This is a genomic window from Thermodesulfovibrio sp., from assembly GCF_049969575.1.
In the GTDB taxonomy this organism is placed as follows: domain Bacteria; phylum Nitrospirota; class Thermodesulfovibrionia; order Thermodesulfovibrionales; family Thermodesulfovibrionaceae; genus Thermodesulfovibrio; species Thermodesulfovibrio obliviosus.
This window is the reverse complement of the sequence record NZ_JBMFOO010000029.1, coordinates 1,199-22,362: the sequence shown is the minus strand read 5'-3', so window position 1 is coordinate 22,362 and position 21,164 is coordinate 1,199. Positions and strand designations below refer to the sequence as shown.

The following is a 21,164-nucleotide window of genomic DNA, read 5'->3' as shown; positions in this document are numbered from 1 at the left end:
TAACCCCCTTTTAAACTGCCTCTGAAATTAATGGAGAGGGAATTGCTCTCTAATGCTAAAAATTTATAACTCTGCGGAAAAATTAAGCAAATTTTTGCTATCCTAATTCTAATCGTTACTGCCTATAAAATTTACACCTTAGTTTTTTAAACCTTTGTTAAAAACCTTAGGAGGTTTAACTGATAAAGTCAGAATTTCTATGATTTTTTCCATGTCTTCTGGTAAAGATGATTCAAATTTAAGATGTTGTCCTGTGACTGGATGATTAAATTCAATCCTCCATGCATGAAGCATCTGCCGTAAAACAGGAATTTTTTGTTTGCCAAGTTCTATATATGTTTTTTTTCCATAGGTTCTGTCGCCTATTACTGGATGCCCAATTGCTGAAAAATGAACTCTTATTTGATGGGTTCTTCCAGTAATAATCTTTACCTTTACAAGAGTGTAATTTTTAAAATTCTTGATTACTTCCCATTCAGTTATTGCCTCTTTTGATTTTTTTGCTCTTGTGGACATCTTTTTTCTGTCATAAATTGCTCTTCCAATTGGCAGTGTAATTCTACCACTACCTTTTAATTCTCCATAAACAAGAGCAATATATTCTTTATTGACCTGCCTTTTTTTAAAGGCTTCTACCAATCCATAATACGCGTTATCATCAATAGCAATTACAATTACCCCTGAGGTGTCTTTATCAAGCCTGTGAACTACTCCTGGTCTTAGAGGAGCTCCAGCAGTGGCAAGTTTTTTTACATGATAGGCTAAAGCATTCAAAAGACTTCCATCTCTGTGACCCGCACAGGGATAAACTACCATATTCGCAGGTTTTGAGAGCACAACTAAGTGTTCATCTTTGTAAATTATTTCAATTGGAATATTTTGCGGAATTAATAATTTATTTTCTTCACTCTCAGATGAAAATCCGTCAAAAATTTCAACTAAATCATTAAGTTTTAGTTTATAACTTTTTGATTTAAAAAAATTATTAACCTTAACATATTTATTTTCAATCATTCCCTGTGCTTTTGCTCTGCTGAGATTCAATTTTTCAGAGAGGAAAACATCAAGTCTTTTGCCTTCCTGGGTATTGTCAATTTTTAAAATAAGGCTCATAAGCCTAATTTTTCTTTTAAAAATTTTCCAGTATATGAGGCAGGATTCATAGCAACCTCTTCAGGTGTTCCTTCTGCTACAAGATATCCTCCAAGAGCTCCACCTTCAGGTCCGAGGTCTATTATGTAGTCAGCACATTTTATAATCTCCAGGTCATGCTCTATAACAATAACAGTATTTCCATTGTCAACAAGTCTTTGAAGTATGTTAAGTAGTCTTTCTATATCAACCATGTGAAGTCCTGTTGTAGGCTCATCAAGTATGTAGAGAGTTTTTCCTGTGGGTTTTTTACTAAGTTCTTTAGCGAGTTTAACTCTTTGAGCTTCTCCACCTGAAAGTGTTGTTGCAGCCTGTCCAAGTGTTATATAACCAAGACCTATATCCTGCATTATTTGAAGCTTTTGTTTAAGTTTTGGCACAGCAGAAAAGAACTCAAGAGCTTCAGTTACTGTCATCTCAAGAACATCACTAATACTTTTCCCTCTGTATTTAATTTGAAGTGTTTCTTCATTGTATCTTTTACCTTTACAACTGTCACAAACAACATAAACATCTGGAAGTAAATGCATTTTTATTTTTTTTACTCCATCTCCCTGACAGGCTTCACATCTACCTCCTGAAAGATTAAAGCTAAATCTTGATTTTGTATATCCCCGAAGTCTTGCATCAGGTAACATTGCAAAGAGTTCTCTTATTTCATTCATAACCTGAGTGTATGTAGCTGGTGTGGAACGAGAAGTTCTTCCAATAGGAGACTGATCAATGCAGACAACTTTGTCTATCTGTTCTATGCCTTCAATTGTTTTATGTTTGCCAGGATAAACAGAGGCATTGTAAAGTTTTTTTGCCAGAGCTTTATATAAAATCTCAAATATCAATGTGCTTTTGCCTGAACCAGCAACCCCTGTAACGCAAACGAAGACTCCAATAGGAATGTTAACATTAATATTTTTAAGATTATAAGCTTCTGCTCCAATGATTTTTATAAATTCATTCGCTTTTCTTCTTTGTTTTGGAACTGCAATTTTATTTGAACCGCTTAGATACTGAGCAGTGATTGAATTTTTACTTTTTATAAGTTTTTCTGGAGATAATATCTCTGTAAGATAACCACCATCCCTACCACCACCAGGACCAAGCTCTACTACCAAATCAGCATTCATTATTGTGCTTTCATCATGTTCCACAACAATAAGGGTATTTCCTCTCAAAGAAAGTTCTCTCATAGATTCAATAAGTTTCGAGCAGTCTCTTGGATGAAGCCCTATGCTTGGTTCATCAAGAACATAAAGAACACCGCTCAAATGAGAACCAAGCTGAGTTGCAAGCCTTATTCTTTGAGCTTCTCCACCTGAAAGGCTAAAAGAAGGACGATTCAGGCTTAAATACCCAACGCCAATTTTTTGGAGAAATTCAAGTTTAATAAAAATTTCTTTAAGTATTCTTTCAGCAATTGAAGATTCATAAGAAGAAAATTCTAAATTAGATAAAAAATTTTTTAATTCATCAATCGAAACCGCTGATAATTCTGCTATGCTTTTTTTATTTATTTTTACTGCTAAAGCTTCCTGTCTAAGTCTTGTTCCTTCACAAAGTTTGCAAGGGATTAAGGTTAAAACATCTATTTCTTCTTCATCTTCTATGTTTTCATATCCAAGACCTTTACATCTTGGACATGCACCGTATTTACTGTTAAAAGAAAAAAGTCTTGGATCAATTTCCGGTAGACTTATTCCACAGGCTGGACAGGCAAGAGTGCTACTAAATATAATATCTCTGTTTTCATCAACAATATTTACTACAACTGTTTGATTATATTTCATTGCCAGTTCCAATGCTCTTTTTATTTGATTTTTGTATTTTTCTTTAACAATGATTCTGTCAACAACAAGTTCAATTGTGTGTCTTACATGTTTTTTTAATGAAATCTCCTGCGTAAGCTCCATGAGCTGTCCATCAATTCTTGCTCTTATAAAGCCTTCAGCTTTTGCTCTATCAAGGATTTCTTTGTGTTGTCCTTTTTTCTCAATAACCACCGGAGCTAAAACCTGGATTTTTGTTCCTTCAGGTAAAGCAAGTATTGAAGAAGTCATTTTATTTATATCCTGAGAGATTAATTCCCTTCCACATTTTGGACAGTAAGGAATTCCGATTTTTGCATAAAGAAGTCTTAAATAGTCATAAATCTCAGTAATTGTTCCTACTGTTGAACGAGGACTTTTTGATATTGTTTTTTGCTCAACAGATACTGCTGGAGAAAGTCCTTCAATAAAATCAACATCAGGTTTTTGAAACTGATCAAAGATTGTTCGTAATTCTATTGGAAGGCTTTGAAGATATCTTCTGTGAGCTTCAGCAAAAATTGTATCCATGGCAAGTGATGATTTTCCTGAGCCAGAAGGTCCTGTAATAACAATTATTTTATTTCTTGGAATTATTAAGTCAATGTTTTTAAGATTGTGCTGTCTCGCTCCTCTTATTACTATATTTTGCTGCATCTTTTAATCTTTTCTGTATTCCTTTAACTCTGCTACCACTTTTCCTACAGGAACTTTTGTTTCAATTTTCAGTGGAATTTTACTCGCATCTTTACTCAACCAGATAATAATATCTCCTTTTCTTTTAAAAAGTCCTTCAGTGTCAAGTTGAGGCTTGATAACAATCGTGTCAATCTGTTTATTTGAGATTTCTATTTTTTCTTCTTTAATCGGTTGAACTACAACTGTGGCAAATTTGTTACTGTCAAAGATATCTACTGTAACAGGCTCATTTAAGTTGATTGGCATGGCTCTGAGATAGAAAAATCCTGAAAGAACATCCATAAATACTTTATTTATACCTTTATGATAAAATGTATTGTTTTTTAAATGATTGATAAAAACAATTTCTTTATTTTCATAATCAAAGATTGTTTCTTTGTTACCTCTGTGTTTTCCTTCGATTTGAACTAATGTAAAATGCTTTGGTAAACCTTTTTGTATTGTACTTTCTGCATGGTCATTGACATAATAAAAATTTGAAATAAATCCTGCAGATTTGACCTGAGAAGTTATAGTAATTGTATTTTCATCACCTTTTACAGAAACTACTGCAGAACCAACATAAATGCCCATCCAATATATGTCAAACTTCATGGTTTCATTGATAAATTTTGTAAAAGGATTTTGCTGAACTGGTAAACTCTGAGGTTTGTCAGAATTTTGAGTAAAATTAGAAGTAGGTTCTTCTTGCTTGTTTTCTGTAGTTTCGGATTTGTTATTTTCAGAAATTTCTTGCTTTTCGGATACTTGATTTTCTAATACCTGATTTTCTGAGCTTTTTGCCTCCTCAGGAGTTTCCACAATTTTTGGTTTCGGATTTTCTTTTTTACTTTGAAAAATATAGGTCTCTATAAAATTAAAAGAAGGCAAACTCAGCTGTATTTTACCAAGCGCTATCATTATACTCATATGAGCTAATATGGAAATTAAAATTGCTACTATAATCCATCTCAGTTTCATAAAAATAGTATAACATTTAGTTGACCTACAGATTAAAACAAATATAGAATGAAAGATTATAACGGAGGTTATGGTTTGAAAAAAAAGATTTTAATTTTAGCTATTGTTTTAATTTTTCTGATATTTGTCTTTATTGGCAAAATTGATATTTCTTCAATTGTTATAAAACCAATTATCAATGAGCTTAGAGATATAGTTGGGATGGAAGTATCAATTGATAAAGCTTATTTCCACCTGATACCCCTTTATATTGAGCTTAAAAATGTTGTTGTATTTAATTCAGAAAATGATTTTTTAAAGCTTAAGAGAGTAAAGCTTTACATAGGATTAACACATATTTTTAATAAAGAAATAGATATAAGGAGAACTGTGCTATATTCAGCCAATTTCTCAATGAAATACTCAAGTCTTAACAAAGCCATACAAAGCATTTCAAATTACCTAAAAAAACCAGTAAAATTTCCAGTAAAACTGAAATTTAATTCTTTTGAAATAGAAAATCTTAATGGCGCAGTTCATGACAGTGATTTAAAGCTATATCTGGAAGAACTCTATGGAAGAGTTTTTCTGCGAGCAGAACCTAAAATTTCCATACTTTCTCATACAAAACTTTTTTCATCTCATTATCCAAATATTGAAACAAGGTTAAAAGCTTCTTTGAGAATTACGCAAAAGAAAATAATTTTAGAGGAACTTAAACTCTTTGATATAAATTCTCTTTTAAAAAGCTCAGGGCAGATAAACTATACCAATTTCTTAGGAGAATTTATCGTTTCTGGAAAGCTATTTTTTAAATCTCTTATGAAAATTTTTGGACTGAAAGATGGTTACGGTGAAATTGACATTAATGGTAAGGTAAGTTTTATTGAAGGTCAAAAATGGCAGGATAAGATTAAACTTAATTTGCAATTTAAGGCTTCTTTCCTTCTTGAAGAGTTAATGAAGATTCTGAAAGTCTCTGAAACACTAACAGGACTTACAGAAGCTCAGGGAGAAGTTAAAGGCTCTATTTCAGACCCTCAAATTAATGCCAAAGTAAGTTTAAAAAAAGGAGATATTCTTGGAGTTAAAGTAGAAAAAATAGAATCTCAAGCTGTATATAAAGATGGAATTTTAGAGTTCGAAAAAGGGAAAGTAAAACTTTACGGTGGTTCTGCTCATGCTCATGTGTGGATAACTCTTCCAAAAGTGGTAAAACATTATGTTTTTGTTGAAGTAAATAACATATCGAGCAATGGAGTTTTTGACCTTATTCACTGGAATCCGGGAATTGCAGAGGGAACGGTAAAAGGCTGGTTAATTTCAGAAGGAGAGAAGTTTTCTCCTAAAGCTTCATTTGTTTACTTAAAAACAGGAAATAAACCTGATGATTTAAGAGGAAAAATTGAATGGATAAAAGGAAATTTTGACTCTATAGATGGAATTTACAGATTTTCTTTCTTAGAGATTTCTTTACCTAACAGCACCGCAAAGGTAAATGGCTATATAGATACTAATAATAAAAATCTTGATTTTGATTTTATCGGCAGCAGTAGAGATCTTCAAGAACTTTTAATTCCTTATCAAAAAGGGATTTATGGAAACTTGAATTTTAAAGGAAAACTCTATGGAACTACCGAAAATCCTGAAATAGCCATTGATTTTTCTTCAGAAAAAGTAAGCATTTGTACAAAACAGATAGATAAATCTCTTCCAGAACAAATAGTTGTATTTGATAATATCAAAGGAAACATAGTCTACAAAAAAAATCTCTTATTAATTAATGAAATTTCAGGAAACGAAGTTTTATTAAAAGGAAAAATTTTATTCCCTTATGCAAAAAATCTTTTTGAAATAAAAAATCCTGTATACGATCTTGTCTTTTCAGTAACAAAATTGCCATTAAAAAATATCTATATAAAAGCCTTAAACAAAGAGATCAACACTTCTCTGGATATAAAAGGTTTTATAAAAGACAGCGGTAATATTACAGCTAATGTAGTTTTTAGCCCTTTATTTTTAGGAAAAAATAAAATTTTTGACAAAATAGCAGGATTAATTTCATTGAAAGAGAGTTGTATTTATATAAAAAATTTAAATGCTTATAATGAAGGAGATGTATTAAATGCATCAGGCTATTTGAAATTTAACGGAGAAGTTAATATTACAACAACTTCAAAGGCTTTTGATATAACTGAGATTTCTCTTGATTATGCAAAAAAAATCGGCATGAAATATATAGAAAAAATTAATTTGAACAACTTTAATTTTCAAATTCTTGGCTCAATAAAAAATCCATTAATTAATGCAAACACAATTATTGCAATAAAACTGAAAAATAGCAAAAAAATTAACGGTATGTTAAACCTTAATTATCAACAAAACTATCTTACAGTAAAATCTAATTTTATGAACAATATTTTATTTACCTTTGAAGGCTTTCCGAATAAAAAACAGTGGAACATAGCAGGAGATTTTGTTTCAGCAAGAGTTGATCCTTTCATATCAGCTTTTTTCAATAAATTACCAGAAGACTTGGTAATTTTAATCGATGGAAGGGTTAAATGTTCTATAATAGATAAAAATTTTGATGCACAAATCGATTTAAAACGCATATTTACAAGACTTTATGGAATAGGACTGAATAATAAGAATCCTTTAAATGTCAGAATTGAGAAAGGAAATGTATATTTTAATCCACTTACTCTTATCGGTCAATCTACAGAGCTGACAATCAAAGGCAAAATAGTGGACTACTTTGATATTCTAATTGAAGGTTCTTCTGATTTAAGACCATTTAAAGCTTTATTTAAAGTTGATGACATAAGAGGAAAAGCATCAATGCAGGTTTACATTTACGAAAGCAGAAAAAATCCTGAAATAGCTGGAGGAGTTGATGTAAGCAATGCATCAATTACTTTAAAAAAAGATATTCCTTCATTATCCAATATAAATGCTACTTTATCATTTAATGAAGACAGAGTGATTATAGAAAAAGCTTATGGTACATTTTCTGAAGGCAGTATTGAGATGGAAGGAACTGTATATCTTGAAAAATTTGGAATAAAACAACTTGCACTTTCTGGAAAATTTTCATCAGTCAGATGGATATTTGCGCCAAGATGCTGGGCATATCTTGATGGAAAGGTCTACCTTACAGGAGCATATTCTCAGCCTTTGCTTTCAGGCCAAATTAACATTCAAAAAGGAGTATATACTGAAAGATTTGATTGGACTCGTCTGGCTCTTAAATCAAGTTCTCCAAAACCTACTGTAGCAAAAGACAGCTGGTTTAATAATTTGAAATTTAATTTACGAGCCCAGACCAATAACTTCTTTATCAATAATAATCTTGCTACAGTGAATTTAAATAGCGATCTTCTTTTAAAAGGTTCTTTACAGGAACCATCATTAATAGGATGGATAAATGCAAAAGAAGGATGGATTTATTTTAGAGGTAGCAAATTTGAAATTATGAGAGCACTTATTCAATTCAACGATCCTAATTCAATAAGGCCTTATTTAAATATTTCAGCAAGAACAAATGTTTCTCAATACAATATAAATCTTAATTTAAATGGATATATTGACCAGTTTAACCTCATACTGAGTTCAAATCCTCCTCTTTCAGAGCCAGAATTACTTAATCTGTTAGTATTGGGACAAAATGGAGGAGGGAAGGGGATTCCAGGAGCATCAGAAGCTACTTCATTCATTACAGGACAGATGCAAGAACTGATTGAAGAAAGAGTTAGAGGGCTTACAGGCCTTGATATAATGAAAGTTGAAACAGGAATATCAAAAACAACAGGTTCTATTGCTCCAAGAATTACAGTGGGAAAGAAATTAATGGATGGAAGACTTATTGTTACTTATTCCACTCAAGCTGGAGCAACTGCGGAACAAATAATAAAAATTGAATATTTAGTTAAAAAGGGTGTCTCTCTTGTTGGAACAAAAGATGAAATTGGAGGGATTTCAGGTGCGATCAAGTTTCGTTTTGAGTTTCGTTAGTATTTTTATACTTTTATTTAATTTTGCATATGCAGCGGAATATATCAAAAAAATAGAAATAGAAGGATTAAAATCTTTTTCGAAGGAAGAATTTCTTTATCTTATGGGAGTAAACGAAAATCAAAGTTTTACTCCGGAAGAAATAACTACAGGAATTAAAAGATTATTTTTAAAGGATGTCTTTGATGATATAATTGTTGAATATGACCAGGGAATAATGAAAATCTCAGTTCAAGAAAAGCCACTGATAAAAAAATTAGAAATCAAAGGAAATGAACACTTTTCTGAAAGTTTTTTTAAAAAATTGCTTAGTTTTAAAAAAGGCGATAGATTGAAGGAAATAGAATGCAAAAAAACCCAACATAACATTGAAAATGAACTTAATAAACGAGGATTTATAAACTGTCAGGTTAATATAGAAAAAAAAGTTTTTGAAAACTTTGCTGATATAACAATTTATATAAAAGAAGGCGAGCCATTGAAAATAAAAAGTATAAAATGGAAAGGGACTTTTGACGAGTATATTAAAAATTTCCTTTCTTTAAGTGTGGGAGAGCCTTTTGATAAAGTAATACTTGAAGAGTTTATCAATAAAGTAGAGAAATATTTTATAAAACAGGGGTTAATCGGTTCTGAAATCTCATATTCCTTTACAAATGGAGAGCTTACATTAACAATTAAAGAAGGGAAAAAACTACAATTAGAATTCAAAGGAGTTAATTCTTTAAGTGAAAGGGATTTGAAAAGCATAGCAATGGCTCATTTTCAGGATCAGGTTAATGAAAACATTATAAAAGACAGTATAAATAGTTTAATAACCTTTTATAGAGCTAAGGGATTTATTGATGTAAGGGTCTATTCTTTATTAGAACAAGCAAAAAATGAATGGAAAATAACATATTTTATAAATGAAGGAAATAGAAAATTTGTAAAAAAAGTTGAAATTCAGACAAAGCTTCCCAGAGAGGAAATAGAAAAACTTCTTGCAAATAAAGAAGGTTCTTTTTTTAATCCTGAAGAATTAGAAAACGATAAGCAAAGAATTGAAGAATACTTTAAAATAAAAGGATATTTTAATTGCAAAGTTTTTCCTCCTCAATTGCAAGAGGAAGAAAATAGTGTAAGTATTTTATTTAAAGTTCAGGAAGGCGAACAGGTTAAAATAAAACACATTGAAATAAAAGTAAAAGATAATTTATTAAAAACCGAAGCTGAGGAAATAGCTAAAACTTACATAAATTCTCCTTTTAATGAAACAACTTTTCTTGAAATGAAAAGAAAAATCAGGGAAATTTATTTAAAAAGTGGGTATTCAGAAGCCAGGATTGAGGGAAATTATGAAATAAAGAACTCTGATGCGTATGTAAGCTTAAAAATTGAACCGGGCAGTAAAAAGTATTTTGGCAAATCAATTGTTTTAGGTAATAAAAAAACGAAAACTAAATTTATTTATCAAAGACTTCTACCAAAAGAAAGTCAACCATATAATCCTTACACATTGGAAGAAGAAAGGCAAATTCTCTATAAGACAGGACTTTTTTCTCGGATAGATATAAAGCCTCAACCTCAAGATGACTCCTTAGATTTAATTTACAATTTCGAAGAAGCTCCAGCTGGAGCCTTTGAATTTGGTTTTGGATTCGGAGAATATGAAAAAGCAAAAGCTTTTGCAGAGCTTTCTTATATAAATTTATTTGGAATGAATAAACAGATATTTTCAAGAGTTGAGCTAAACAATTTAGAAAAACGAAGTTATATAACTTATGTTGATCCCTGGATATGGAAAGACCTTACTTTTAAATCATCATTGCTTTTTGAAAAAATAAATTTTAAAAACATTGATACGAAGAGTATTATTTATAAATTAAAAAGATATAGTGCTTCTGCTGGATTTGAGAAAAAATTTTCTGAGTTTTTTAAGGCAGAACTTCTTTATGAAGCAACATATTCAAAAACATGGGATGTTATGCCTGAGGTTATTATTTCCGATCAAGACATTGGAAAATTATTTATAAGTGGAATAAAAGCATCGTTAATATATGACAGCAGAGATAATCCTTTTGATCCAGCAAAAGGATGGCTCGCAGGTGTTACATCAAAATTAAGCAATGAATTTTTAGGTTCTGAGCTCAACTTTATGAAATCTTCTTTTTATATAAACAAATACACAGAATTAATAAAAGGTCTTGTTTTAGCAACTTCTTTAAGGGGAGGGTGGGCATGGCTTTATGGAAAAACAGAGAACTTGCCAATCTCTGAAAGATATTTTCTTGGAGGAAGAGATACTGTAAGAGGCTATGCTCAAAATACATTGGGTCCTAAACAAAATAATCAGCCTACAGGTGGGAATGCCTTTTTAATGGGGAATGTAGAATTTAGAACATATCTTGGTAAAAACTTCTTTATAGTTAATTTTCTCGATTTTGGCAATGTATGGAAAAGGGTAGGGGATGTGGATGTGTCAAATCTCAAATATACTACAGGAGTTGGACTAAGATATAAAACTCTGATTGGTCCCTTAAGAATAGATTATGGATATAAATTAAATAGACAACCAGGGGAATCACATGGGGAAATTCATTTTAGTATTGGTCACGCTTTTTAATTTAATTTATGCATCTGTAGCATTTTCAGAAGTTATAGATAGGGTTGTTGCTTATGTAGACAGTTATGCAATAACATTAAGAGATTTTGAAAGTGTAGCCCTTAAAATGAAAGAAAAAATTCCTCAGATTAAGAATGAAGAAATTTTAAATACTATGATTAATAGAGTTCTTCTTCTAAAAAAAGCAAAAGAGCTTTTTATTGAGGGCAAAGATGAAGAATTGATTAATAATTATATTGATTTAAAGATAAAATCAACAATAATAATTCCGGAAAATGAAATAAGAGAATACTATGAGCAGAACAAAGTTCAATTTAAAAACATTCCATATACTTCTGTGAGAAACGAAATTGAAAAATATTTATTTGAAAAGGAGTTAAATAAAAAACTTAAAGAACATATTGAAGAATTAAAAGAAATATCAGAAATTAAGATAATTTTTATTCCATGAACTCATAAATAAGAGCAATTTCATCACATTCAGGAAATTTTGGACATCTAATGCAATCGCCCCATATTTTTTGAGGAAGTTTGGATTTGTCAAGTTCTTTAAATCCTGTTTTTTTAAAAAATTCAGGTATATATGTCAAAACAAAAACTTTTTTAACTCCAAGCTTTTTAGCTTCACTGAGACATTTTTTAACGAGAAGACTTCCGATTCCTTTTTTCTGTGAATCCTTTTTTACTGCCAGAGACCTTATTTCAGCAAGATCTTCCCATAATATATGCAATGCACATACACCTTTAATTTCATTATTTTCTTCCGCAATAAAAAAATCTCTAATATTTTCATACAATTCGTTCAAAGAACGAGGAAGCATCTCACCTTTTTTTGCAAACTCATTGATTAATCTGTGAATTGATCTAATATCGGAGACTATTGCTTTTCTAATTTTCAATAATTGAAAAACCTCTTAATATAAGATTTTTGTTAATCTCAATCATTTCTTTTCTTTTTGGAGGGATTATTTCTTCAATAGTTTCAAGAACTTTTTCTATACTCAATGTCTTGAATATCTTTATAAAAGCTCCAAGAAGTATCATGTTTGCAAGACGAGGATTTCCTGTCAAAGAGGCTTCTCGAGAAGCTTCAACTGGATAAATATTGATGTCATTACGACATTTTGAATTCTTTATTATTGAAGAATCATAAATAAGATAGCCACCTTGAGATACCCTGGTTAAAAATTTATTAAAAGAAGCTTCATTTAATACAATAAGATAATCAGCATTTTTAACTATTGGGGAACCTATAAGTTCATCAGATATTACAACCATACAATTAGCAGTACCTCCACGCATTTCAGCGCCATAAGAGGGAAACCATGTTACTTCTTTATTTTCTTTCATGGCAGCATGAGCAATTACCTTGCCCAGAAAAAGAATTCCCTGTCCACCAGAACCTGCTATTATTATGCGTTGTTCCATTTATCCTTAATTACTCCTAATTTAAATTCTTTCATCATGCTTTCTCTGAGCCACTTTAAGGCTTCTTCAGGAGTCATTCCCCAGTCAGTAGGGCATGGGGAGAGCATTTCTACAAGGCTAAAGCCTTTTCCTTCAAGCTGATATTTAAAAGCTTTCTCAATATATTTTTTAGTTATAACAATATTTTTGTAACTGTCAAGAGAGCCTCTTGCAATAAAAGCTGAACCCTCAAGCACCGCGAGAAGTTCTGATACATGGATTGGATAACCTGCTAATTCAGATTTTCTACCTGATGGAGTTGTAGTTGTTCTTTGACCAATCAGAGTTGTAGGAGCCATCTGTCCACCTGTCATACCATAATTTGCATTGTTTATAAAAAATATGGTTATATTTTCTCCACGATTTGCAGCATGAATTATTTCAGCAGTTCCAATTGCTGCAAGATCTCCATCTCCCTGATACGCGAATATTACTTTGTCAGGACATACTCTTTTCATTCCTGTTGCTGCTGCTGGTGGTCTTCCATGAGGGATTTCTAACATATCTATATCAAAGTAATCATAGGCAAACACAGCACATCCAACAGGAGCGATTCCAATTGTTATTTCTCTTATTTTAAGTTCATCAATAACCTCGGCAATAAGCCTATGCGCAATACTATGACCACAGCCAGGACAGTATCTAAATGGAACATTTTTTAAAGATTCAGGACTTGTAAATTTCTTTTTCATAATTTGTTATTATAGCAAAAATCCCTGTAATTTTTCATTATACCTTCAAGAAGTCCATTTTCACTTACAATTATTTTTTCAGCTCTTAAATAGTCAGCAAACTCTTTTAAAATAATTAAACCAGCACATATGATGTCTGCTCTATCCGGAGGCATTCCTTTGATTTTTTCCCTTTCTTGTAAAGAAGTGGATAATAACTTTTCAAGTATTTGTTTAAGTTTTGTTTTCTCAATTTCGCTCATATGAATTTTTTCAGGTTGATATTCAGATAATTCAAAGTGAATCATAGCAAGACTGGAAGCTGTTCCTCCTGTTGCAATAATTTTTTGAATTTTTGTTTCTGGCAAAGCCTTTCTTATTTGTTCTTTTACAAATTTTTTAGCCTCCTGTATACATTCTTCAGAATAGGGGTCTTTATTTAAAAATCTTTCTTTAATTTTTAATGCACCTATTGGCAAAGAACCTGTATTAAATCTTGAATTTTCACAGTATATCCATTCTGTGCTTCCTCCACCAATATCTAATATAAAAACAGAATCCTCTTTTTTTAATTCCTCATCCATAACTCCACGCAATGTATAATAGGCTTCTTCTTTTCCAGAAATTATATGAACATGAACACCTGTGAATTCCTTTACTTTTTCGCAAAAATACACACTATTTTTAGCCTCTCTTAAAGCGCTTGTTCCAACAGCAATAACGCATGAAACATTAAATTTTTCAAATAGTTTTTTAAAATTTTTTAAAGCTATAATTGATGTTTTTATTGCCTTTTCTAAAATAACTCCATTTTCGGTAAGATTTTTACCAAGCCGCGTTACAACTCTATCAGTATAAATTTTATTAATTTTATCTGCCTTTATATTTCCTATTAACATTCTTAAAGTATTACTTCCAATGTCTATAACTGCGATATTTTTAATAGGTTTCATAATAAGTATTAACTATTTCTACAACAGCCTTATTTACAGGAACTTTTTTAGTTTCTTTAGTTCTTCTTTTTTTAATTTCAACTTTATTTTCTTTGAGTGCTTTTTCTCCAATTATCACCTGAATTGGTATCCCAATTAAATCAGCATCTTTAAATTTAACTCCTGGACGTTCATCTCTGTCATCAATTAAAACTTCCATATGTCTATCTGCAAAGCTATTGTAAATTTCAGTAACTTTTTCATATAATTCCTCTGCTATGCTAACAGTTTTGTCATCAGCCATATTAAGAGGAATAATTTCTATATCAAAAGGAGCTATACTTTTAGGCCATATTATTCCGTCATTATCGTGATTTTGTTCTATTGCAGCAGCAGCTACTCTTGCAGGACCTATTCCATAACTTCCCATAATAATTGGCTTTTCTTTACCATCTTTATCCAGGAAATAAGCATTCAGTGGTTCAGTGTATTTTGTGCCGAGTTTAAATATATTTCCTACTTCAATTGCTTTTTCAATTCTTAAGGAGCTTCCACACTTTGGACATTTATCTTTATCTTTAACTTTTCTTATATCTGTCCATTGAGCATCAAAGTGTTCTCCGGGAATAATTCCTTTAAGATGGTAATCTTTTTTATTTGCACCTGAAACATAGGCAATTCCTTTTTCTATTGAAAAATCAGCAATTTTTTTGATTTTATGTCCAACTGGTCCAACAAATCCGAGTTCCACTCCAAGTATTTCTAATGCCTGTTCAGGCGTGGCAAAGCTGAATTCTCCAATAACTCTTGCAAGTTTTTTTTCATTAAGTTCTTGATCTCCTCTCAGCATAACTAATACAGGACCATTTTTTTCAGATATAACAAGAAGAGTTTTGATAAAATATCTTTCATCTAAACCTAAAAATTCCGCTACCTCTTTTACTGATTTTTTTTGAGGAGTGTGAGCTTCTTTATATTCCATGTTTAAAGGTGACAGGGTAGGTAACTGAGACCTGGCAATTTCAATATTAGCTGCATAACCACAGTGGTCACATAAAACAATATCATCCTCACCAGCGGGCGTTGGAGCCATAAACTCATGGGATTCCATATCTCCCATTATTCCAGGGTCTGATTCAACTTGAAAGTATTTTAGACCACATCTTGTAAAAATTCTGTGATAAGCTTCTGCATGAAGTTTATAATTTTTATCCAGTCCCTCCCAGTCAATATCAAAACTATAACTATCTTTCATGATGAATTCTCTTGTTCTTAAAACGCCCCCACGAGGTCTTGCTTCATCCCTTAATTTTGTCTGAATCTGATACCATACTTGTGGTAACTGTCTATAAGATTTTATTTCTTTAGAAGCTATCCATGCCATAATTTCTTCATGAGTCATACCAAGACACATATCTCTACCAGTTCTATCTTTAAGTCTGAACATTTCTTCTTTTATGGTATACCATCTTCCTGTCTGTTGCCATATTTCAGCTGGATGAAGAATAGGCATCGAAATTTCTTGAGCACCAATTTTTTCCATTTCTTCTTTCAAAATTGTATTTATTTTATTTAAAACTCGCCATCCAAGCGGAAGAAAAATAAATAATCCTGCAGCAAGCTGTCTTACATATCCAGCTTTAAGCATTAAAATATGGGATATTGCATTAATTCCAGAAGGAATTTCTCTCATAGTAGGAATAAATAATTTAGAATATCTCATCACTTTCCTCCTATAAAATTAAAACTTGCTTGTTAGTAAATTAAGTATAGCACATTTTCATATAATTGTAGCATTTTTTGAATTTGCCTAAAATTTCAAGAGATTGATAGAAAGGATTAAAAATATAAAAATTTAACATAATATACATTATCAGACATAATTTTAATGATAAAAAATGTTTAAAAGTTGTTAAGATTTTTGTGAGAAAATCGCAAAATATTACAAATCTTATGGAAAAATCTTGAATTGAATATTAATTGGGCAAACTGATTTTTTAGTTATTATATATCGTTAATTAGACTTGCAAAGGCATGTGCTTCGTCAACATAATTTACAATGACTCTTAAAATATTTCCTGTGATAGACTCTTTACTGTCAATAAAACATTTAATATAATTATCAGAAGTTGCTGAAAAAAAGCCATTTTTCTTGTTTTCAACAATTACTTCAAGTTCAGAACCTACAAATTTTTTAATATATTCTGATTTTTTCTTCTTGCCAACTTCTATCAAGTAGCTTGCTCTCTCTTTTTTAATATTGTCAGGGATGTCCTCACACATTGTTGAAGCCTTTGTAAAAGGTCTCTTAGAGTATGAAAAGACATGTAAATATGAAAATTCTGTTTTTTCAATTAATTCTAAAGTTTTTTTAAAGTCTTCTTCAGTTTCTGATGGAAAACCAACTATTATATCAGTACCAATAGAGAGCTTTGGATATTTTTTTAAAATTTTCTCTATTATGCCACAAAATTGAGTGGAATCATATGGTCTATTCATTAGTTTTAAAATTCTATCGCTTCCATGCTGAAGCGGAATATGGAGATGTTTGCAAATTCTATGATCAGAGATTATTTCAACAAATTCATCATCAATATGATTTACTTCAATAGAACTCAATCTTATTCTAAATCCGGAAGTTTTCTTAAGTATTATTTTAAGAAGTCCGTTTAAACTCATTTTATTTTCTAAATCTTTCCCATATAGTCCAATATTAATTCCGCTTAGAACAATTTCTTTAATTCCCATTGCAGTATAATCATTGATTTCTTTCAAAATTTCTTCAAACCTATAACTTCTTGGTTTACCCCTTAAATATGGCACAATACAATAACTGCAATATTGATTACAACCATCCTGAATTTTAATAATAGCTCTGTGGCGTAAAATATTTAAAGTTTCAGTTTTATCTAATGGTTTTAGGTTATTGATTATATTGTCTTTTTCAGAATTTAAAAATACCTTTAAATTTTCAGATTCTTTGGGTCTGCAAAGTTCTACATAGCAACCTGTGACAAAAGCCTTTTTACCTAATTTTTTAGCTTTATTTATTATCTGTCTTGATTGAACCTCAGCCTTATGAGTTACTGCACAGGTATTTATAATCCAGATCTCTGCTTCTTCTGGATTAGTTGTAATAGTATAACCTCTAAGCCTTAAACGTTTTTCCCATCTCTGCGATTCTGCCTGATTAACCTTGCATCCATATGTAATAAAACATACCTTCATTTTTGGATAAGTTCTCCTTCTAAGGAGTGTCTGTGCGCCTTTACAATTTTTATATCAACAATACTACCTAAAGCAATATCAGAAGCAATTTTTACTATTTTATTTGTTCTTGTTCTTCCTGTTGAATATTCACCTTCTCTATCTTCAATGAGAACTTCTTGAATTGTGCCTTCCAATGCTTTATTTTTTCTCTCAGTTATCTCGTCCTGAAGCCTTAAAACCTCTGTAAGTCTATTAGCTTTGATTTCTTCTGAGATGTGTCCATCAAGCCTTGTTGCAGAAGTTCCAGGTCTTGGAGAAAATTTAAAAGCAAATATACCGTCAAATTGAATTTCTTTTAAAGCATTAAGAGTTTTTTCAAAATCTTCATTCTCTTCTTGAGGGAATCCAACAATAATATCTGAAGTAATTGAAATATTTGGGATTGTTTCCCTAAGCCAGTGTATTTTTTCAAGATATTCTTCATAGGTATATTTTCTGTTCATAAGTTTGAGAATTTTATCTGAACCTGCCTGAAGAGGAAGATGAATGTGTTCACATACCTTTTCGCAATTTTTCATTGCATAAATAAGTCTCCTTGATAAATCTTTGGGATGGGAAGTAACAAAACGAATTCTTTCAATTCCTTTAATTTCATTAACTTTTTCAAGTAATGCTGGAAAATCAATATCACCATCTCTATATGAATTTACATTCTGTCCAAGAAGGGTGACATCTTTAAACCCAAGTTCTGAAAGAAGCTCAATCTCTTTAATAATATCCTCTGCAGGTCTGCTCCTTTCCCTACCCCGGGTATATGGAACAACACAGTAAGCACAATAATTATTACATCCATAAATTATATTTACCCATGCTTTTACAGAGTGCTTTCTTTTTATAGGAATTTTAGCATTAACTACATTTGAATTTTCATGTATAAATATTCTTTCAGATTGATCTTCAATAATACTTTCAAGCATATGAATATTATCAGGACCGATTATATAATCAATATATGGAGCTTTATTTAAAAGCTTTTCACCCTGAAGTTGAGCTACACAACCTGCTACAATAATTTTTAATTGAGGATTTCTCTTTTTAATATATTTAACTCTTCCAAGACTACTTAAAAATTTCTGTTCTGCTTTCTGTCTTATTGCACAGGTATTAAAAATAATAATATCTGCTTTTCTGGGTTCTTCCACTTCAATGAATCCTTTTGCTTCCAGAATTCCAAGCATTCTTTCTGTATCATGTTCATTCATCTGACATCCAAAAGTTTTAATATAAACTGCCCTACCCTTCATGTTTTTATTATAACAGGCAAGAATGTGTGATTTTCAAACTTAACAATTTGAAAGACTTTAAAAAATTAAGCATAATATAAAAATGATTTATGAATTTTTACAGGCAATACTTATTATTTTTGGTATTTCTGGTTTAATCATTTATGTTCTTGGAAAATTCAAAATTCCAGCAATTGTAGGTTTTCTTATTGCAGGCACAATAATAGGTCCACATGGAATGGCACTTATAAAGGAGCCTCAACAGGTTGAGTTAATTGCTGAAATCGGTGTGATTCTTTTGATGTTTACCATTGGCGTGGAATTTTCTATCCCGAAATTATTTTCGTTAAAAAAAGAGGTCTTTTTATTTGGAAGCCTTCAAGTTTTGTTTACAATAATTGTAGTAAGTATCATAAGTCAAATTGTTTTAAATACAGCTTTAAATTTATCCCTTTTTTATGGCTTTATTGTTGCTTTAAGCAGTACTGCTATTGTTATGAAGCTTCTTTCTGATAGAGGAGAACTAAATTCACCACATGGAAAAATTTCTCTTGGAATTCTTCTTTTCCAGGATCTTTGTGTAGTCCCCCTTATGCTTTTTACGCAAATGCTTTCTGCTGAAGATGGAAGTTTTTATATGTTTTTTGGAATTATCTTAAAGGCTTTTATTATACTCACTGTTATTTTCCTTTTTTCAAGAATAGCTGTTCCCTTTATTCTTCATGAAGTTGTAAAAACACGAAGCAGAGAACTTTTTATAATTGCAATTATTTCAATCTGTCTTGGAACAGCTTTCTTTACATCAAAATTAGGACTTTCCCTTGCACTTGGAGCTTTTTTAGCAGGTGTAGTTATTTCAGAGTCTGAATATTCAGCTCAGGCTGTGTCTGACATTTTACCTTTTAAGGAGACTTTTTCAGGCATATTCTTTATCTCCATTGGAATGCTTTTAAATGTCACTTATATTACAAATAATATTTCAGAGTTAGCATTTCTTGTTGGAGGGATTTTTTTTTCTAAAGCTTTAAGCATTGCTCTTATCATTTACTTTTTCCTTCGCTCTCTTAAGATATGCTTAACTTCTGCCTTAGCACTTTCTCAAATTGGAGAATTTTCCTTTATCCTTGCATTTACAGGAAAAATAATGGGATTATTAAATGAAAATGATTATCAAAATTTTATCGCTGCTTCTGTAATAACAATGTTATTTACTCCTCTGATCATAAGATATTCTCCATCTGCAATCAGTTATTTAATAAGTAAAGAACCATTCAAAGCACTTGAAAAGACACAAAAAATAAAAGGAAAAGAAATTGTTGTAAGTAAATCCAATCATGTGATAATTATAGGTTTTGGTTTAAATGGAAGAAATCTTGCAAGGGTTTTAAAAGAAACTAATATACCCTATGTTATTTTAGAACTTAATCCTGATACTGTAAGAAAAATGAAAAAGAAGGGAGAGCCTATTTATTATGGCGACGGAACAAGTCCAGAGATTTTGCATAAATTGGGAATTCACAGGGCAAAAATTCTTGTGATTGCCATATCTGATCCTGTGTCAACAAGAAAAATCGTTCAGATTGCCAAAACATTAAATCAAAAAATTCACACAATTGTAAGAACGAGATTTATAACAGAAATTGAAGAACTTACGAAACTCGGAGCAGATGAAGTTATTCCTGAAGAGTTTGAGACATCTTTGGAAATTTTTGCAAGAGTGCTCCATCGTTTTGGAGTGCCAAGAAATCAAATACTACAGATGATAGAAAAAATCAGAGCAGAAGGATATGAAATTTTACGTCTTCCAGATATATCAAAGACACGCTCAGGAATTGAGTGTATTGTTTTTGAAGGACTGGAGATGGATAGTTTTCTTGTTGAAAAAGATTCATGGCTTATTGGGCATTCATTAAAATCTCTTAATTTAAGGCAAGAGGCAAAAGTTACAGTAATTGCAGTGCAGCGAGGAGAGGAAACAATTTTAAATCCACAGGCTGATTTTATACTAAAGGAAGGAGATATAATAATCTATGTAGGCAACAAAAAACAGTTAATCGAAGCTATGAGCTTTTTTCAGAGAAAATGAAATTTCTTATTTTATGAAACTTTAAAATATTTTTTTGTTCTCTTTCGGGAGAATTAAATTTATCCTTTCTGTTTGCAATAACCATGCCATGTTCTTACCAAGAATTTTCATAATACGGAGAGGGAGGGATTTGAACCCTCGGTGGAGCTTTTAGACCCCACACGCGATTTCCAGTCGCGCCCGTTCGGCCACTCCGGCACCTCTCCAGAGCTTTATTATTTTAGCATTTAATTAGTTATATTTTCAAAAAATTTTAAAAGTTTTTCTTCATTTTTTTTAAGAAAAGCTTCAAGCTCTTCCTTTG

General features: G+C 31.1%; 14 protein-coding genes and 1 tRNA gene. 4 read left to right on the top strand and 11 right to left on the bottom strand.

What is annotated here, in order from left to right:
• Window positions 1-138 precede the first annotated feature (138 nt).
• From ACP5O9_RS07365 to ACP5O9_RS07355, 3 genes are read right to left on the bottom strand one after another with little or no spacing between them, the layout of a single operon-like run.
• A complete protein-coding gene (locus ACP5O9_RS07365; RefSeq protein WP_424904561.1) occupies window positions 139-1,113 on the bottom strand; it encodes an RluA family pseudouridine synthase in 975 nt (324 codons plus the stop codon).
• Window positions 1,110-3,611: an excinuclease ABC subunit UvrA gene (uvrA, locus tag ACP5O9_RS07360; protein ID WP_428723744.1), complete on the bottom strand. Its 2,502-nt coding sequence runs from the start codon at window positions 3,609-3,611 to the stop codon at window positions 1,110-1,112. The genes ACP5O9_RS07365 and uvrA overlap by 4 nt, the downstream gene beginning before the upstream one ends.
• Window positions 3,612-3,614: 3 nt before the next feature.
• On the bottom strand, window positions 3,615-4,613 hold the full coding sequence (locus ACP5O9_RS07355) for a DUF3108 domain-containing protein (RefSeq protein WP_353685307.1): 999 nt from the start codon (window positions 4,611-4,613) through the stop codon (window positions 3,615-3,617).
• A gap of 75 nt (window positions 4,614-4,688) precedes the next feature.
• On the opposite strand from ACP5O9_RS07355, the gene ACP5O9_RS07350 reads away from it, so the two are divergent.
• The 3 genes from ACP5O9_RS07350 to ACP5O9_RS07340 are packed head-to-tail and all read left to right on the top strand — an operon-like array spanning window position 4,689 to window position 11,662.
• A complete protein-coding gene (locus ACP5O9_RS07350) occupies window positions 4,689-8,606 on the top strand; it encodes a translocation/assembly module TamB domain-containing protein (RefSeq protein ID WP_428723743.1) in 3,918 nt (1,305 codons plus the stop codon).
• Window positions 8,575-11,211, top strand: coding sequence for a POTRA domain-containing protein (locus ACP5O9_RS07345; protein ID WP_428723742.1), 2,637 nt, complete (start codon window positions 8,575-8,577; stop codon window positions 11,209-11,211). The genes ACP5O9_RS07350 and ACP5O9_RS07345 overlap by 32 nt, the downstream gene beginning before the upstream one ends.
• Window positions 11,174-11,662 (top strand): hypothetical protein, encoded by a 489-nt coding sequence (locus ACP5O9_RS07340; protein WP_428723741.1) that lies wholly within the window; start codon window positions 11,174-11,176, stop codon window positions 11,660-11,662. The genes ACP5O9_RS07345 and ACP5O9_RS07340 overlap by 38 nt, the downstream gene beginning before the upstream one ends.
• Here the strand turns inward: ACP5O9_RS07340 and ACP5O9_RS07335 are convergent.
• The 7 genes from ACP5O9_RS07335 to miaB form a co-directional block, all read right to left on the bottom strand.
• Window positions 11,652-12,110, bottom strand: a complete 459-nt coding sequence (locus tag ACP5O9_RS07335; RefSeq protein WP_428723740.1) for an N-acetyltransferase — start codon at window positions 12,108-12,110, stop codon at window positions 11,652-11,654. The two genes, ACP5O9_RS07340 and ACP5O9_RS07335, sit on opposite strands and share 11 nt — an antisense overlap.
• Window positions 12,100-12,639, bottom strand: coding sequence for a 2-oxoacid:acceptor oxidoreductase family protein (locus tag ACP5O9_RS07330; RefSeq protein ID WP_424904555.1), 540 nt, complete (start codon window positions 12,637-12,639; stop codon window positions 12,100-12,102). The genes ACP5O9_RS07335 and ACP5O9_RS07330 overlap by 11 nt, the downstream gene beginning before the upstream one ends.
• Window positions 12,624-13,370, bottom strand: a complete 747-nt coding sequence (locus tag ACP5O9_RS07325; RefSeq protein ID WP_428723739.1) for a thiamine pyrophosphate-dependent enzyme — start codon at window positions 13,368-13,370, stop codon at window positions 12,624-12,626. Before ACP5O9_RS07325 ends, ACP5O9_RS07330 begins: the two co-directional genes overlap by 16 nt.
• On the bottom strand, window positions 13,367-14,302 hold the full coding sequence (locus ACP5O9_RS07320; protein WP_428723738.1) for a hypothetical protein: 936 nt from the start codon (window positions 14,300-14,302) through the stop codon (window positions 13,367-13,369). The genes ACP5O9_RS07325 and ACP5O9_RS07320 overlap by 4 nt, the downstream gene beginning before the upstream one ends.
• A complete protein-coding gene (locus tag ACP5O9_RS07315; RefSeq protein ID WP_353685315.1) occupies window positions 14,289-16,004 on the bottom strand; it encodes a proline--tRNA ligase in 1,716 nt (571 codons plus the stop codon). Before ACP5O9_RS07315 ends, ACP5O9_RS07320 begins: the two co-directional genes overlap by 14 nt.
• Window positions 16,005-16,285: 281 nt before the next feature.
• On the bottom strand, window positions 16,286-17,509 hold the full coding sequence (gene mtaB, locus ACP5O9_RS07310; RefSeq protein ID WP_428723737.1) for a tRNA (N(6)-L-threonylcarbamoyladenosine(37)-C(2))-methylthiotransferase MtaB: 1,224 nt from the start codon (window positions 17,507-17,509) through the stop codon (window positions 16,286-16,288).
• The gene (gene miaB, locus ACP5O9_RS07305; protein WP_428723736.1) at window positions 17,506-18,795 is read right to left on the bottom strand and encodes a tRNA (N6-isopentenyl adenosine(37)-C2)-methylthiotransferase MiaB; all 1,290 of its coding nucleotides are present in this window, start codon (window positions 18,793-18,795) and stop codon (window positions 17,506-17,508) included. The genes mtaB and miaB overlap by 4 nt, the downstream gene beginning before the upstream one ends.
• Window positions 18,796-18,877: 82 nt before the next feature.
• On the opposite strand from miaB, the gene ACP5O9_RS07300 reads away from it, so the two are divergent.
• Window positions 18,878-20,860, top strand: coding sequence for a cation:proton antiporter (locus ACP5O9_RS07300; RefSeq protein WP_428723735.1), 1,983 nt, complete (start codon window positions 18,878-18,880; stop codon window positions 20,858-20,860).
• Between the two features lie 115 nt (window positions 20,861-20,975).
• Here ACP5O9_RS07300 and ACP5O9_RS07295 read toward each other — a convergent pair.
• A tRNA-Ser gene (locus tag ACP5O9_RS07295) sits at window positions 20,976-21,066 on the bottom strand.
• Window positions 21,067-21,164: the final 98 nt, after the last annotated feature.